Here is a 13,973-nt window from a genome sequence, read left to right on the forward strand (position 1 = left end):
CTCGGGATGATAAGCCCCGTCGACTTCGAGAACCGCATCGGTCTAACCACCAGCAGAAAAGAAATAGCCGCCTAACCACTAGGTAGCTCCACTACGTGTCCACAATTTGCGGGCAACCCCAGGTTCGATGGCTATCATCAGCAGTTTGGAAAGCGTCTTGAAGAATTTCACGCGGTTGCGATTCCTGCGATGCTCGAAGAGCTTTCGCCGGAGCAGGAAGAACAAGTCACCCAGGGCTCTAAAGAATTTCCGTTCGACGCGGTGCTAGACGTCTTAAACTCCAAGGACAGCTACGAAGACAAGGTTTCCCGAATACTGGCTATCAGCGGTACATGGATGAATGCTGCTTCCGGTAGCCAGTGGGCTCTAGGCCCATTGAGCAGCACACCATACTCTGAACGGGTAGGAATAGGCGTTAGATGGGGTGAGATTGCATTCTCACCACTATTGAATGTCGCAGAGAACCTCATTGATGCGTATCCGACTTGGCCGGGCGTGCTCAGGGAATTCGCTGAGAATCAAGAATTTAACCGTGACTATTTTTCGCAGCGGCTTAAGGAGATTTAGGGGTGTCTGATTTCTCTTCTAAAAGACGCTAGATGTTTCTGGGACTAGGGTCTTATTCGGTATCGGTACTGCGCTGCCGGGCTCTTTGCTCTTGTCTATTTCATGTGAAGGTGGCAGTGAGGGCTGGTGGGATGCTGCGACTGGTGCGGTTTTGATTGTGTGTGCAGTGATTCTTCTCGGTTGGGCTGCATTGAGGAAGGCGGTGCGTCGTCAAGCGCTGTGGGGTCTGCTATTTGTTGTCTACGGCGCGCTAGGCGCGCTACTTGTTCCTGGTGGTAGCATCCGTTTCGTCACGGTGTGCCTTTGGGTTGGTTTGATGAGTAATGCTTGGGTAACACTGCGGCAACCCGTCAGGATCTAAATTCCGGCTTTTTGTTTGCGGGTTGTAGAATAGGGCCGGTATTTCTGTGCTAGTTCCAACCAAGGAAGGGTAGGGCTGAATGTCGGAGCGCAATCACAACGGGCGCGGTGGACGTGACCGCAAGCCACGCAATAACAAAGGCCGTGATTTTAAGGGCGATTCCCGCAAGAAGAAGTCTTTTTCGCCGCAGCGCTCCGGTTACCGTGAGGAACGCATTAACCGTCGCATGAGCGACCCAGACATCCCGGCTGAGGTCGATGTTAACGACCTAGACCCGATGGTTCTGCAGGACCTGAAGTCGCTATCGAAGGAGAACTCCGAGGCCGTCGCTAAGCATATGATCATGGCTGCGACCTGGATGGAGGATGATCCTAAGCTCGCATTGCGGCATGCGCGTGCCGCTAAAGACCGCGCTGGCCGCGTCGCAATTGCCCGCGAAGTCAACGGAATCGCTGCGTATCGCGCCGGCGAGTGGAAAGAAGCTTTGGCTGAGCTGCGTGCCGCGCGCCGCATTTCCGGTGGCCCCGGAATGCTCGCAGTCATGGCTGATTGCGAGCGCGGCTTGGGCCGCCCGGAGAAGGCGCTGGAGCTAGGCCGTGCGGAGGAAGCATCGGAACTTGATGAAGAGTCCAAGATTGAGCTGGCAATTGTTTTGGCCGGCGCCCGCCTAGACATGGGTCAAGCTGAGTCGGCGGTTGTCACCATTCAGCGCGCACATCCTGACCGCGATGCCCGCGGGGTAAGCGCGTGCCGTCTCGCTTATGCCTACGGTAATGCTCTGCTTGAAGCAGGCCGAAAGGAAGAGGCTCGGGACTGGTTTGAGCACGCAGTTTCTATTGATGAAGGCGACTGGACCGATGCTGCCGAGCGCCTTGAGGAGTGCAAGTAGTGACGGTTCTCAGCAAGCACGACGCTCTGCTTCTTGATCTCGATGGCACCGTGTGGGAAGGCGGCCGCCCGCTTTCTAACGTGGTGGACGTCATCAACACCTGCGGAGTGCCGGCAGTGTATGTGACCAACAATGCTTCGCGCAGCCCACAGGCAGTGGCGGAGATGCTGGCGGACATCGGGCTTACCGCGGGTACGGAACAGATCGTTACCTCCGCGCAAGCGGTCCTCCAACTAGCGGCGGAGGAGGTCCCAGCTGGGGCGAAGCTCCTTATCATCGGTGCCGATTCCCTCCGTGACTTGGCCCGCGACATGGGCTTCAAGGTAGTCTCCAGCGCCGATGACAAGCCTGCTGCCGTTGTGCAAGGCTTTGACCGCTCGGTTGGCTGGGAACACTTGACTGAAGGTGCCTTGGCCATTCGCCAGGGGGCCAAGTTCTTTGCTTCGAATCTCGATACCTCTCTGCCAATTGAGAGAGGTCTTGCTGTGGGAAATGGTTCTCTGGTTGCCGCCATCCAGTCAGCCACTGGGGTAGAGCCGGTATCTGCTGGCAAGCCCGAGCCGGCCATGTTTACTTTTGCGGCAAAGCAAATCGGCGCGAAGAAGCCACTTGCTGTGGGCGACCGTCTGGATACCGATATTGCAGGTGGTAACTCTGCTGCAATGGATACCTTCCATGTGCTCACCGGCGTTTCTGGTGAGTTGGAGCTGATTGAAGCACCCGTGGAGGCACGCCCTAACTTCATTGGCGCAGGAATGCACGAGCTGGCCCTTCCTGTCTCCGTGGCTCGTCCCGGAGCACAGGGTGGATTTACGGCGCGGTGCGATGGGCATGACCTTCTGCTCGAGGGCGGCGACGAAAAGGCTACCTCCGTTCAGGCATTGCGCACCGTGTTGGAAGTTGCATGGGCCATGCCGTCCCCGCCGCGCTATATTCAGCCGCGGAGCGAGCGTGCGGAAAAGGTTGTTGCGCAATGGCGGTAAAGCCGCACGACTTTCGAGCCGTCAAGGAGCCGGCAGAGATCGATGCGGAAGTAGCGGAGATCCTTGGAGAAGACGCAGCGGATTTGGCCGCTGAAGTAGATCAGCTTGATCGCGCTCACAATGTGTTGCGCGATGCATTGCAGGAGAATTAATGCCCCCACAACGTCGTAGGTTAGATGCGGAGCTGGTGCGCCGAAAGATCGCGCGGTCACGTGAGCAGGCACGGGAGATGATCAAGTCCGGCCGTGTCACGGTTGGTGGCTTCAAGGCGCAGAAGCCGGCGTCGATTGTAGAGCCCGAGGTTTCCATCAAGGTAGAGGAAGCTGAAGAGGACAAGTGGGCTTCCCGTGGCGCTCACAAGCTTTTGGGCGCCTTGGCGGCGTTCGACGTCGACATGAACGGCCGCATCCTCGATGCCGGCGCTTCTACCGGTGGCTTTACGGACGTGTGCTTGGAACACGGTGCGCAGGAGGTGCTCTCTGTCGACGTGGGCTATGGGCAGCTGCTCTGGCGCCTGCAAAACGATGATCGCGTAACCGTTTTAGACCGTACGAATATCCGGAATCTGACGCTGGAGCTTACCGACGGCCCGTGCGACGGCATGGTAGGCGACTTGTCCTTCATTTCCCTCCGCTTGGTATTGCCGGCCATTGTGGATTGTCTGAAGGACGGCGCTTGGTTGTTGCCTATGGTGAAGCCGCAATTTGAAGTGGGCAAGGAGCGCCTCGGAAGCGGCGGCGTGGTCCGTTCGCCGGAGTTGCGTAAAGAAGTAACCAGGGAAGTCGCTGAATTTGCGTTGTCGCTGGGGCTTAGCATGCATGGGGCTGTTGCGTCCCCGCTGCCTGGGCCAAGCGGCAATGTGGAGTACTTCCTATGGCTGAAGAAGGACGGTCAGCCCACAAATCTGGCTAAAGTGGAAGAAATTATTGACCGCGCAGTTGAGGAAGGCCCGCAATGACACGTGAGATCCTGTTGGTGCCTCATGCCAACCGCCAGCAAAACCTGGAGGCGACATCGCGTGCGGCAGAACTCCTACAAAGTGCGGGAATTACTGTTCGAGTCTGCGCGGACGAAAAGGTACTGCCGGGATTAAAGCATGTACCTCACACCGAAGATGCGGCCGCAGGGTGCGAATTAGTACTGGTATTGGGCGGTGACGGAACCTTCCTTCGCGCCGCCGACATGGCGCGTGCCGTAGATATTCCGGTGCTGGGCATCAACCTAGGCCACGTGGGATTTCTGGCCGAGTGGGAGGTCGAATCCCTCGACCAAGCCTTGGCGCGGGTCATTGAAAAGCGCTACCGCATTGAAGACCGCCTCACCATTGATGTGTCCATCTTTGATGAGGAAGGAACCCTTCTTAACCGCAGCTGGGCTTTGAACGAGGCTTCGGTAGAAAACCAAAACCGATCCGGCGTGCTAGATGCAATCTTGGAAGTTGACCGCCGGCCGGTGTCGTCCTTTGGCTGCGATGGCGTGCTGATTTCCACTCCCACTGGATCGACTGCCTATGCGTTTTCCGCAGGTGGTCCGGTGTTGTGGCCCTCTCTGGATGCAATTTTGGTAGTGCCGAATAATGCGCATGCGCTGTTTACCAAGCCATTGGTTGTATCGCCCAATTCTTTAGTAGCCGTCGAATCGACGATGCGCACGACTCCCGCCACAGTGATTTTGGATGGCTTCCGCGAATTTGCGATGCCACCAGGGGCACGTGTGGAAGTAGTGCGAGGCGAGTGTCCGGTGCGGTGGGTACGCTTGGATGACCAACCTTTTACTGACCGTTTAGTCTCGAAGCTGCGCCTGCCCGTAGAAGGGTGGCGCGGGCCGAAGGAGAAGTAGTGCTCGTCGATATTTCCATCAATGATCTGGGCGTCATTAGCCAGAGCTCTGCGGAACTATCCGCGGGCCTTACCGTGCTTACCGGTGAAACCGGTGCGGGTAAGACCATGGTGGTTACTGGTTTAAGGCTCTTAGCCGGTGGTCGCGCGGATGCCTCCCGGGTGCGCGATGGCGCGAAAAAGGCCGCAGTGGAAGGACATTTTTCCTCCGCGAAGGATTCTATCCGCGAACTGGTGGAGTCGGTAGGCGGTGAGCCCGACGAAAATGGCGAGTATATCGTTTCACGCACGGTCTCTGCAGCGGGAAGATCGCGGGCCTATTTAGGCGGCCGTGCGGTGCCGGCTGCAACCCTGGGCGAGTTCGCGCGCGAGCTTATTACGGTCCACGGGCAGAATGACCAGCTGCGTTTACTTGCGCCCGAGGAACAACTGGGGGCGGTTGATCGTGCGGATCCGAAATTGACGCGTGTGCGGGAGCGCTATACCGAGGCCTTCAAACAGTGGCGCAGCCTCGCGAAGGACTATAAGAGGCGCACGGAGCAGCGCCGCGAGTTGGCGCAGGAAGTTGACCGTCTGCAATTCGCCGTCGATGAGATCGATGGCATCGCCCCAGAACCCGGCGAGGATGAGGAACTGGTGCAGCTGGTTCGCAAGCTGCAGGACGTCGATGGGCTGCGCGAGTCCGCGGAAGTTGCGTTGGCTGCGATCGACGGCACCGAGGAACTGGAAGAGGCCGCCTCGGCACTGCTAGGCCGGGCGGTTTCTGCCTTGGCGGGGTCCACCGATAAGGAACTAGCGGCCTTGGGCGAACGGCTCAGCGAGATCTCGACGCAGTTGGGCGATATCTCCGGCGAGCTCGGTGGGTATCTAGCCGGACTTCCGGCGGATCCGCACCTGTTGGAAAAGTCCCTCCAGCGGCAGCAGGAATTGCGCACGTTGACCAGGAAGTACGCGGGGGATATTGATGGAGTCGTAGCCTGGCGCAATGAGGCAGCGGCAAAACTCGAGTCCATGGATACCTCCACAGAAGCCCTGGAGGAGCTAAAAAAGCAGGTCAAAGACGCTGAAGCGGTGATGATTGAGCGGGCAGGGGAACTGACAAAGGGGCGTCGTAAAGCGGCGAAAGCTTTGGGAGAGCAGGTGACGCAGGAGCTCCACGGCTTGGCCATGCCGAATTCGACGCTGACGGTCGAGCTTACGCAGGCGAAATATTCTAAGTCCGGCGCAGACGCGGCCGAGCTGCAGTTGAATGGTAAGCCGATCTCCTCTGCTGCCTCGGGCGGCGAACTCTCCCGTGTCATGCTGGCCTTGGAGGTCGTGCTGGCGGACGAGGATGGCGCCACCTTGGTCTTCGATGAGGTCGATGCCGGCGTGGGCGGGCGCGCAGCGGTAGAGATCGGCCGCCGCCTGGCGCGCTTGGCGGTGCATAACCAAGTGATTGTGGTAACGCACCTGCCGCAGGTCGCAGCGTATGCGGATGCGCATCTGCATGTATCGAAGGAGAAATTTACCTCTGGCGTGGCCGAGCTTTCACAAGAGGAGCGCGTAGAGGAGTTAGCCCGCATGCTGGCGGGCTTGGACGATACCGAGACCGGCCGCGCGCACGCACAGGAGCTTTTTGACCGTGCACAGGAAGAAGCCTCCGCGCGCCTCGCACACTCGAAACCATAATCACGCCACAATAGGGCCCATGGCTCTGTTTTCCCGTAACCCCGAGCAGCCTGGTGCACTGCGCGATTGCACTCCAGGCGCTAAGGGGATGAAAAAGTTTAGTGAAGGCGATGTCGCCGTAATTGATGCGGCCAATATCTCTTGCCACGAGGCTCAAACTCTCGTAGACCTTAAGCCCTCCGCCGTCATTAACGTGGCGGAATTTTCTACCGGCACGGTCCCTAATTATGGCCCGCACATGTTGCTTGACGCCGACATTACCCTCCTTGAAGGCGTGGGGCAGTCCTTTGTTTCCGAGTTCAAAGAGGGCAAAAAGGCTCGCATCGGGGAGGACGGCACCGTCTTTAGCGGCGATAAGGCGCTCGGCACCGGCCGCGTGGTAACTCGTGAGCGAGCAGAAAAGAACTTCACCGCGGCGCAGGGCGCGCTGATTGACCACATGGAATCCTTCTTTGGCAATTCCATCGATTTTATTAACTCGGAAGGTCCGCTGCTTATCGACGGCCTCGGCGTCCCCGCCTCCGGCTCCGAAATCGCCGGCCGCAAGGTTGTCCTCTTTTCGCCTACCGATAGGCACCGCGAACAGCTCAAGCAGCTACGCAACTTTATTCGCGAGTATGAGCCGCTGCTGATCGCAGTGGGATCGGCGGCAGATTCCTTGCTGGCCCAAGGGTATAAGCCAGATTTCATTATTGGGGATCCGAATGGCGTGAGCGATGAAGCTCTGCGTTGCGGTGCCCGCGTAATCGTTCCTGCGGATCCGGAAGGGGAGGTAGAAGGCCTCGACCGCATCCAGGACCTGGGCATTGGTGCGATGACCTTCCCCGCGGCAACGCATTCAGGTACCGACCTGGGCCTGCTCTTTGCGGACTACCACGGCGCCGATCTTATTGTGCAGGCCGGCGGCGGGGTAGACCTCGATGATATCTTTGCGGACCGCACCAACCCCTCGGCCGTGCTGTCCCGCCTTAAGGCCGGTACCAAGGTGGTTGACGCCGATGCGGTAATCAATCTCTACAGTGCGCCTTCCTCCAACCTCGGCTGGCTGTGGGCAGTGCTGGGCATCTTGGTTGCCATTGCGGCGGTCATCCTCATCGTCGGCTTCGGCGGCAGCCAGGACTTTGCTAGTAACCTCAGCGAAACCTGGTCCAGCCTCTTTGGGGGCGCATAGGCCATGGCAAAGACTGAGCTTGTAGCAGGCTTGGGCTTCGGCGCGGCCGTGGGCGTAGCCTTAGGCGCCCTTGTGATTGCGCCGAACTTGACCACCAGCATGGCAGACGACGATCCGATCCGCGAGGAGCACCGCAAGGTGGTCCAAGACAATAAGATTCTGCAGACCCAAAATGACGCCAGCGACAAGATCGTGGCCGATTCTGGAGCGGAAATGGTTGATGGAGCCTTGTCGCAGCGCCCAGTGCTCATTGTGACCACCGATGACGCCAATGGCGGCGACGTGGACGCTATCCGGAAGCTCTTGAAGTCTTCCGATGCCACCGAGGCCGGCGAGATTAAGCTGACCAAAGATTTCTTGCGCCCCGAAACTAAGGACAAGCTGCTTCCCATCTTGAAAGATACTGCGCCCAAGAAGGCAGATATCAAGGACTTGGATTCGGCCGGAGCCCTTGGTGGTGAGGTGCTAGGCACTGCGCTGTCTATGGATCCTGAGAGCACGAAGCCTTTGGCTTCAGTGGAAGAGCGTGCAGACGTGCTCCATAAGCTGCGCGACGAGGGTTTCATTGATTACGAAGATGGGACCATCGTTCCTGCCCAGGCCATTATCGTGGTCTCTGGCAATGGCCTGCGTGGTTACCCGTCCAGCGCGCTGGCAGAATTTGCCACCGGGTTGGATGATGTCAATGGGTCCGTGGTGTTGAGCGGGCGCACCAAGCAGACCCAGGATGATAAGGCGCTAGCCCAGGTGCGGGATCAGGACGCGGAGCTGTCTACGGTCGATAGCACCGAACGGGCAGTGGAGCGCATTGCGGTCATTTTGGCCACCCAGGAACAACTTGATGGTGGCCAGGGCGACTATGGCGCCACCGAAACTGCTGACTCCGCCTTGCCGGGAAAGGAATAGCCCATGGCGCATGATTTCAAGGTGCTTGATTCGCAGCTGCTTGTCGAAGCTCCCATTCTTGCCCTCCGCCGCGACGAGGTAGTCATGCCCGGCGGCGTTTCTGCCTCCCGGGAAGTAGTCGAGCACTTAGGTGCTGTGGCCGTCGTGGCAGTGGACTCAGACGAGCGTATTGCGATGGTGTATCAGTACCGCCACAGCGTGGGAAAGCGCCTGTGGGAACTGCCGGCGGGATTGCTCGACGTACGCGGTGAGGATGAGCTGACCGGCGCCCAGCGTGAACTGCAGGAGGAGGCCGGCCTGAGCGCGCAGACGTGGTCCGTGCTGACGGACCTTGTCACCTCTCCGGGTTTCTGCGAAGAGGCGGTTCGCGTATTCCTTGCCTCGGAGCTTTCCGACGTCCCCCGGATGGAGGCTACCGGTGACGAAGAAGCCGATATGGAAGTCGCCTGGGTGGGCCTCGACGAGGCCGTCGACAAGGTGCTGCGCGGTGACATCGTCAATTCCATTGCCTGCAGCGGTATCTTGGCCGCCTACGCTGTGCTGCGCGGCGGCAAGCAGACCCGCAGCGTGGAGGAGCCGTTCGACCTTCGACCTACCTCAATGAGCTCCCGCCGCACGGGTGCGGACCTAAAGCAGCTGTGAGTGCGCTCGAAAACATAGCGCAGACGTGGCTTAATCATCTAGCAGTCGAGCGCGGCGTGTCCGCCAATACCTTGAGCAACTATCGCCGCGATGTCCGCCGCTACCTTGCGTGGCTGGGGGATAACGGGGTAGAGGATCTGCGGTCGGTGACGCGACCGATGGTGGAGGCTTATCTTAAAGACCTGCGCTCACACATGGCTGTGTCCTCAGCCAACCGAGCGCTCATCGTTGCTCGCGGGCTGCATAAATTTGCCGTGTCAGAAGGCGTAGTGGACGTCGATGTTGCGGTTGGGGTAACCCCTCCGTCAACCGGGCAGCATTTGCCGGAGACATTATCGGTAGACGAGGTCACCGCCCTCATTGAAGCGACTCCTACTGAGACCCCAGTAGATGTGCGCGACCGTGCCCTGCTGGAGATGCTCTATGGCACCGGTGCGCGAATCTCAGAAACTATCTCCCTAAACGTTGATGACGTGTCCTCCGCGCAGGAGGTAATACGCCTGCGGGGCAAGGGAGACAAAGAACGGATTGTGCCAGTGGGCTCGCATGCCCGCCAGGCTCTCGATGCCTACTTGGTGCGGGCGCGACCGGCGCTGAGCAAAGGTAAGACGCCGGCGCTGTTTCTCAATACCCGCGGTGGGGCTCTATCGCGTCAAAGTGCGTGGACTGTGTTGAAGACTGCAGCGCAGCGGGCCCAATTGGGAAAGTCCATTTCTCCGCACACCTTGCGGCATTCTTTTGCGACGCACCTGCTTGAAGGCGGCGCAGATGTGCGCACCGTGCAAGAATTACTGGGACATTCTTCGGTGACGACAACGCAAATATATACTCACGTCACTGCCGATTCCTTGCGCGAGGTCTGGCGCACTGCGCACCCCCGTGCCTAAGAAAGGACCTATATGTTTTCAACTCGTGTAGCTGGTGCGGTGCTATCTACCGCATTGATTTTCCCAGCGGTGGCACACGCCCAGCTGCCTCCGGAAGTAGAGGCTGCCATTGCCGCTCCCATTTCGGTTCCTGCCGGCCAGACCACGACTGTAAGCCTGCCCGTGCCGGCCGAAGCCAACTACTCCGGCGATGGGTGGAACGTGTCTGCCTCAGGTACCTCCGCTACCATCACCGCCCCGGCAGATGGCGGCCAAATCTCGGTTCCTGTCTCCGCCCAAGGCATGAATGCAACCCTGACGCTGGTAGCCGATGGGTCGGTCGCACAGGAGGACATTCAGGAAGAAATTGACGGCGCGGAAGGCGGCCCGAACCCAGCGCCAGCGCCGGATCCGGGCTCTGATAAGCCGGCACAAGGTGACAAGGCGCCAGCCGGAAACGATGCCGAGGGCGGAGATGACAAGCCCGCGCCGGCGAAAGAAGATAGCAACTTGCCGGTTATTCCAGGTAAAAAGCCGGAGCGCAAGCCTGCTGGGGAAGCCAACCTTGACGGTGCGGAATACGTCAACCTTGAATCGAAAATCGAAGGCAATACTATTACCGCGAAGATGGGCCTCAAGCAGGCCTATGACCTCTACCAGCAGTTCAAGGACACGCAAGAAAATGACGTCACGCTGCGCTACCTCGATGGCGAGGGCAATATTATCCAAGGCGTAGAGCGTGACGTGGATGCCTCTTCTCGAACCCTCACCTTGACCTATCCGGAGGGCGAGGCGCCTGATAATCCCTTTATTATGCAGTTGCTACGCAATGACGGTTCTGGGGCCGCACTCATCGTCACGCTGCAGGACCCTAACTATCAATCCGCCGCGGAAAACCTCGATGAGCGCCAGCAAAAGGACCCCGAAGAAGACGGCGGCTCACATTTGGGCTGGATTATTGGAGGGGCAGCCGCGGCGGTACTCATCGCACTCATAGCTTTGGTGGCAATTCTCAAACGCCGTTCTAGTCAACGCTAAACGCTTGATATAGGCTAAGTCTCGGTACTTTTAACCTGTAACGGGTACGCTTTAATGACAACGTTGTAATCAACCCTAAGCCAAGTGTCATGGTCCGGAACTTGGCGTCAAGGAAGCAGGTGTGACTGTGAGCGAAGAGGGTCTATTTTCTGCCTCTGACGTAGAGGTGGGGCTGACCGGTCGTCCTATCCGTGAGCTACCGGAACCCGCACCCTTGGAAAAGCATGGGCCGGCCACCATCATTTCGATGTGTAACCAAAAGGGTGGCGTAGGCAAAACCACCTCAACCATCAATATGGGCGCCTGCTTGGCCGAGTATGGCCGTAAAGTCCTCTTGGTTGACCTTGACCCCCAGGGCGCGCTTTCGGCGGGGCTTGGGCTCACGCATGACGATATCGAGGACACCATCTATGACGTGATGCTCGATAGCCACACCTCTATTCATTCGGCTATCCAGCACACCGGGGTATCGGGCTTGGATCTGGTGCCGGCGAATATCGACCTTTCCGCCGCGGAAATTCAGATGGTCAATGAGGTCGGTCGCGAGCACACCCTTGCCCGCGCCCTGCGTCCGGTGCGCCGCGATTATGATTTCATCATTATTGACTGCCAGCCCTCCTTGGGCCTGCTTACCGTCAATGCCCTTGCTTGCTCACAGGGTGTGATCATCCCTATGGAGTGCGAGTTCTTCTCCCTGCGCGGTTTGGCGCTGTTGACCGATACCGTGGAAAAGGTTTCTGATCGCATTAACTTTGACCTTGAGGTCATGGGAATCCTAGTGACCATGTTTGATCGCCGGACCAAGCACGCCCGGGAAGTTATGTCCCGGGTGGTGGATTACTTTGGCGATAAGGTCTTTGACACAGTCATTACCCGGACCGTTCGGTTCCCAGAGACTTCGGTGGCCGGCGAGCCGATTACTACCTGGGCGCCAAGCTCCCCGGCCACACAGCAGTATCGGGACCTGGCCAAAGAAGTCATTGAGCGCTCGACCGTTTAAGGTATCGTGACCCAGCCGGAGATTACGGGCTTTCGCATTGCACTGCGGAATTTTGAGGGCCCTTTTGACCTGCTTTTGCAGCTTATTCAGTCCAAGAAGATGGACGTGACTGACGTTGCGCTGTCAGAAGTAACGGACGAATTCGTGGCGTATACGCGCCAGCTGGGAGAGTCCGCTGATCTGGATGAGACCACTGATTTTTTATTGGTGGCAGCTACGCTCTTGGATTTGAAGGCGGCGCGGCTTCTGCCGCGCGGTGATGTCGACGATATTGAAGACTTGGAACTGCTGGAGTCGCGCGACCTCCTTTTTGCCCGCCTGTTGCAGTACAAGGCTTATAAGCAAGCAGCGGACCAATTCGCCGTGTGGCAGCGCGAGGCACAGCGCAGCTATCCGCGTGCGGTTTCCATCGAGGAGAAGTTCGCCGAGCTTTTGCCTCCAGTTTCGCTCGGCCATACGCCGGCCAGCTTTGCCGAGCTAGCGGCCGGCGTGTTCCGCCCCAAGCCACCGGAGGAGGTAGCAACCGGTCACGTGCACTCCGTAGCAGTATCTGTACCGGAGCAGGCCGGCAAGATTTTGGAAACGCTCAAGCTTCTCGGCGCAGGTCAATGGACTAGTTTCAGTGCGCTAACCCGCGACTGTACGGTTTCTATGCAGGTGGTAGGCCGTTTCTTGGCCCTGTTGGAGTTGTACAAAGCCAAGGCGGTTGATGCACAACAAGAAGAAGCGCTGGGTCAGCTGGACCTATCGTGGACAGGCTTGGATGTTGACCCAGCGGTAGTTGCCGCAGCGAACTGGGACTAAGGCCGCTGCTGGATGAAATCCAGTGTATCGGGGGAGAGCTCGCGGTCGGAGTAGACGCGTACGTCTGGTTCCTCGGGGTTGTCCTCGGTGCCTATGCGGCGCCCTTCCCATACTTGTTGGAGCCCTTGCTTTTCGATGACCCGGATGGCCGCCGGGTGATTTGTGGTCACGCGGGCGGTAATGGGGGAGTTGGGGTCCACCTGGCGGATGCTCTTCACTGCCTCAGAGGTGATCTCGGTGGCAAAACCTGCACCCCAGTGGGCGGGGCGCAGGCGGTATTTGATGTCCCAGAAGTTTGCCTCGTCGACGAAGATGGCACCGCCGACGCCGACGAATTCCGAAGGATTGTGGCGCATATACGCGGCCCAAGGACCGAAGTGGTGGGCATCCCACGACTGGGAGGATGCTTGTGCGAGTGCGCGCGTGGTGCGGATGTCAGCAAAGCGCCCGTTCGGGCGGTGGCTCCAGATACGTCCGTCGCTGTAGACCTTGTGGGTCTCTTCGGTATTAGCGGCGGATAGCGGGATGAGGATGAGTCTGTCGGTGCGAGTGATAGTTTCCATGACAATATGTTAGCCGAGTCACAGTCGCGAGCGAAAGTGATTTGAAGAATTTTCAGCGATTTTTTCTTCTCCAGTAAACTCGGAGGCTATGGATCTTCCCCTCATCTCGCAGCTGCGTTCCCGTCTTGAGTCCATATTGCTCGTGCTCGACTCCCCAGCCTCTGTGGAGCTATTGGCGCGTGCGCTGGGGGCGGAAAGGGACGTTGTTAGTGATTGCTTACGCAGCATTCAGCGGGAGCTAGATAATCGCGGTTCTGGTATCGACCTGCGCGAGACCCAAGAGGGGTGGCGCTTTTATACGCGCACCGAAAATGCCGGTGCGGTAGAAGAATTTCTCTTGGATGGCGCCCAAACCAAACTCTCCCGTGCTGCCCTGGAGACTTTGGCGGTGGTGGCCTACCGTCAGCCCGTCACTCGCCAGCAGGTGGCGGCGGTTCGCGGCGTCAATGTCGATGGCGTAATGCGGACCCTTAACCTGCGCGGATTGGTCCGGGAGCTGCCGCAGGATGATTTTGAAGGCGCCGCTCACCGCTACGAGACGACGGAATTATTCCTGGAGTTATTGGGGATCGATTCTTTGGAGCGCCTGCCAGACTTGGCACCGCTGTTGCCTGACGTCGAGGCGATCGACGAAGAGTACTAGCGTGGGGTAGGATTGCCCAGGTAATTTCATA

The 13,973-nt window shown here is 58.5% G+C and carries 16 protein-coding genes; 15 read left to right on the forward strand and 1 reads right to left on the reverse strand.

Annotated elements, in window-relative coordinates; translation table 11 throughout:
* The first annotated feature begins 189 nt into the window (after nt 1-189).
* The 14 genes from MHY24_RS08440 (at nt 190) to MHY24_RS08505 (ending at nt 12,736) form a co-directional block, all read left to right on the forward strand.
* Complete coding sequence (locus MHY24_RS08440; protein ID WP_239229669.1) at nt 190-567, forward strand: hypothetical protein; 378 nt, start codon at nt 190-192, stop codon at nt 565-567.
* A 440-nt stretch (nt 568-1,007) separates the two neighbouring features.
* Nucleotides 1,008-1,817, forward strand: a complete 810-nt coding sequence (locus MHY24_RS08445) for a hypothetical protein (RefSeq protein WP_239229680.1) — start codon at nt 1,008-1,010, stop codon at nt 1,815-1,817.
* Complete coding sequence (locus tag MHY24_RS08450; protein ID WP_239193857.1) at nt 1,817-2,800, forward strand: HAD-IIA family hydrolase; 984 nt, start codon at nt 1,817-1,819, stop codon at nt 2,798-2,800. The genes MHY24_RS08445 and MHY24_RS08450 overlap by 1 nt, the downstream gene beginning before the upstream one ends.
* Nucleotides 2,791-2,952: a hypothetical protein gene (locus MHY24_RS08455; protein WP_005324658.1), complete on the forward strand. Its 162-nt coding sequence runs from the start codon at nt 2,791-2,793 to the stop codon at nt 2,950-2,952. The genes MHY24_RS08450 and MHY24_RS08455 overlap by 10 nt, the downstream gene beginning before the upstream one ends.
* Nucleotides 2,952-3,758, forward strand: coding sequence for a TlyA family RNA methyltransferase (locus tag MHY24_RS08460; RefSeq protein WP_239229682.1), 807 nt, complete (start codon nt 2,952-2,954; stop codon nt 3,756-3,758). The genes MHY24_RS08455 and MHY24_RS08460 overlap by 1 nt, the downstream gene beginning before the upstream one ends.
* Nucleotides 3,755-4,639 (forward strand): NAD kinase, encoded by an 885-nt coding sequence (locus tag MHY24_RS08465; RefSeq protein WP_239229684.1) that lies wholly within the window; start codon nt 3,755-3,757, stop codon nt 4,637-4,639. The genes MHY24_RS08460 and MHY24_RS08465 overlap by 4 nt, the downstream gene beginning before the upstream one ends.
* Nucleotides 4,639-6,309, forward strand: coding sequence for a DNA repair protein RecN (gene recN, locus MHY24_RS08470; RefSeq protein WP_239229686.1), 1,671 nt, complete (start codon nt 4,639-4,641; stop codon nt 6,307-6,309). The genes MHY24_RS08465 and recN overlap by 1 nt, the downstream gene beginning before the upstream one ends.
* Before the next feature lie 19 nt (nt 6,310-6,328).
* Nucleotides 6,329-7,480 (forward strand): putative cytokinetic ring protein SteA, encoded by a 1,152-nt coding sequence (gene steA, locus MHY24_RS08475; RefSeq protein ID WP_239229688.1) that lies wholly within the window; start codon nt 6,329-6,331, stop codon nt 7,478-7,480.
* Between the two features lie 3 nt (nt 7,481-7,483).
* On the forward strand, nt 7,484-8,386 hold the full coding sequence (locus tag MHY24_RS08480) for a copper transporter (RefSeq protein ID WP_005324664.1): 903 nt from the start codon (nt 7,484-7,486) through the stop codon (nt 8,384-8,386).
* A gap of 3 nt (nt 8,387-8,389) precedes the next feature.
* Nucleotides 8,390-9,028: an NUDIX hydrolase gene (locus MHY24_RS08485; RefSeq protein WP_005324666.1), complete on the forward strand. Its 639-nt coding sequence runs from the start codon at nt 8,390-8,392 to the stop codon at nt 9,026-9,028.
* Nucleotides 9,025-9,915 carry a site-specific tyrosine recombinase XerD gene (gene xerD, locus MHY24_RS08490; RefSeq protein WP_239229690.1) on the forward strand — a complete coding sequence of 297 codons (891 nt, stop codon included), beginning with the start codon at nt 9,025-9,027 and terminating at the stop codon, nt 9,913-9,915. The genes MHY24_RS08485 and xerD overlap by 4 nt, the downstream gene beginning before the upstream one ends.
* A 12-nt stretch (nt 9,916-9,927) precedes the next feature.
* Nucleotides 9,928-10,932, forward strand: coding sequence for a hypothetical protein (locus tag MHY24_RS08495; protein WP_239229692.1), 1,005 nt, complete (start codon nt 9,928-9,930; stop codon nt 10,930-10,932).
* A gap of 127 nt (nt 10,933-11,059) precedes the next feature.
* A complete protein-coding gene (locus MHY24_RS08500; RefSeq protein ID WP_204611443.1) occupies nt 11,060-11,932 on the forward strand; it encodes a ParA family protein in 873 nt (290 codons plus the stop codon).
* Nucleotides 11,933-11,938: 6 nt separating this feature from the next.
* On the forward strand, nt 11,939-12,736 hold the full coding sequence (locus MHY24_RS08505) for a segregation/condensation protein A (RefSeq protein WP_239229694.1): 798 nt from the start codon (nt 11,939-11,941) through the stop codon (nt 12,734-12,736).
* On the opposite strand, the gene MHY24_RS08510 is transcribed toward MHY24_RS08505, so the two are convergent.
* Complete coding sequence (locus MHY24_RS08510) at nt 12,733-13,299, reverse strand: GNAT family N-acetyltransferase (protein WP_239229696.1); 567 nt, start codon at nt 13,297-13,299, stop codon at nt 12,733-12,735. The two genes, MHY24_RS08505 and MHY24_RS08510, sit on opposite strands and share 4 nt — an antisense overlap.
* An 88-nt stretch (nt 13,300-13,387) precedes the next feature.
* Here MHY24_RS08510 and scpB point away from each other — a divergent pair, with 88 nt between their 5' ends.
* Nucleotides 13,388-13,942 carry an SMC-Scp complex subunit ScpB gene (gene scpB / locus MHY24_RS08515; protein WP_239193869.1) on the forward strand — a complete coding sequence of 185 codons (555 nt, stop codon included), beginning with the start codon at nt 13,388-13,390 and terminating at the stop codon, nt 13,940-13,942.
* The last annotated feature ends 31 nt before the right edge of the window (nt 13,943-13,973 follow it).

This window comes from Corynebacterium sp. ACRPQ, assembly GCF_022347225.1.
Lineage (GTDB): Bacteria > Actinomycetota > Actinomycetes > Mycobacteriales > Mycobacteriaceae > Corynebacterium > Corynebacterium tuberculostearicum_D.

What these genes read in the sequence shown, in the direction of transcription:
- MHY24_RS08445 (WP_239229680.1), top strand. Translation starts at nt 1,008, where the DNA reads ATGTCGGAGCGCAATCACAACGGGCGCGGTGGACGTGACCGCAAGCCA.
- steA (WP_239229688.1), top strand. Translation starts at nt 6,329, where the DNA reads ATGGCTCTGTTTTCCCGTAACCCCGAGCAGCCTGGTGCACTGCGCGAT.
- MHY24_RS08460 (WP_239229682.1), top strand. Translation starts at nt 2,952, where the DNA reads ATGCCCCCACAACGTCGTAGGTTAGATGCGGAGCTGGTGCGCCGAAAG.
- MHY24_RS08495 (WP_239229692.1), top strand. Translation starts at nt 9,928, where the DNA reads ATGTTTTCAACTCGTGTAGCTGGTGCGGTGCTATCTACCGCATTGATT.
- MHY24_RS08510 (WP_239229696.1), bottom strand. Translation starts at nt 13,299, where the DNA reads ATGGAAACTATCACTCGCACCGACAGACTCATCCTCATCCCGCTATCC.
- MHY24_RS08465 (WP_239229684.1), top strand. Translation starts at nt 3,755, where the DNA reads ATGACACGTGAGATCCTGTTGGTGCCTCATGCCAACCGCCAGCAAAAC.
- MHY24_RS08480 (WP_005324664.1), top strand. Translation starts at nt 7,484, where the DNA reads ATGGCAAAGACTGAGCTTGTAGCAGGCTTGGGCTTCGGCGCGGCCGTG.
- MHY24_RS08455 (WP_005324658.1), top strand. Translation starts at nt 2,791, where the DNA reads ATGGCGGTAAAGCCGCACGACTTTCGAGCCGTCAAGGAGCCGGCAGAG.
- MHY24_RS08440 (WP_239229669.1), top strand. Translation starts at nt 190, where the DNA reads ATGCTCGAAGAGCTTTCGCCGGAGCAGGAAGAACAAGTCACCCAGGGC.
- MHY24_RS08485 (WP_005324666.1), top strand. Translation starts at nt 8,390, where the DNA reads ATGGCGCATGATTTCAAGGTGCTTGATTCGCAGCTGCTTGTCGAAGCT.
- scpB (WP_239193869.1), top strand. Translation starts at nt 13,388, where the DNA reads ATGGATCTTCCCCTCATCTCGCAGCTGCGTTCCCGTCTTGAGTCCATA.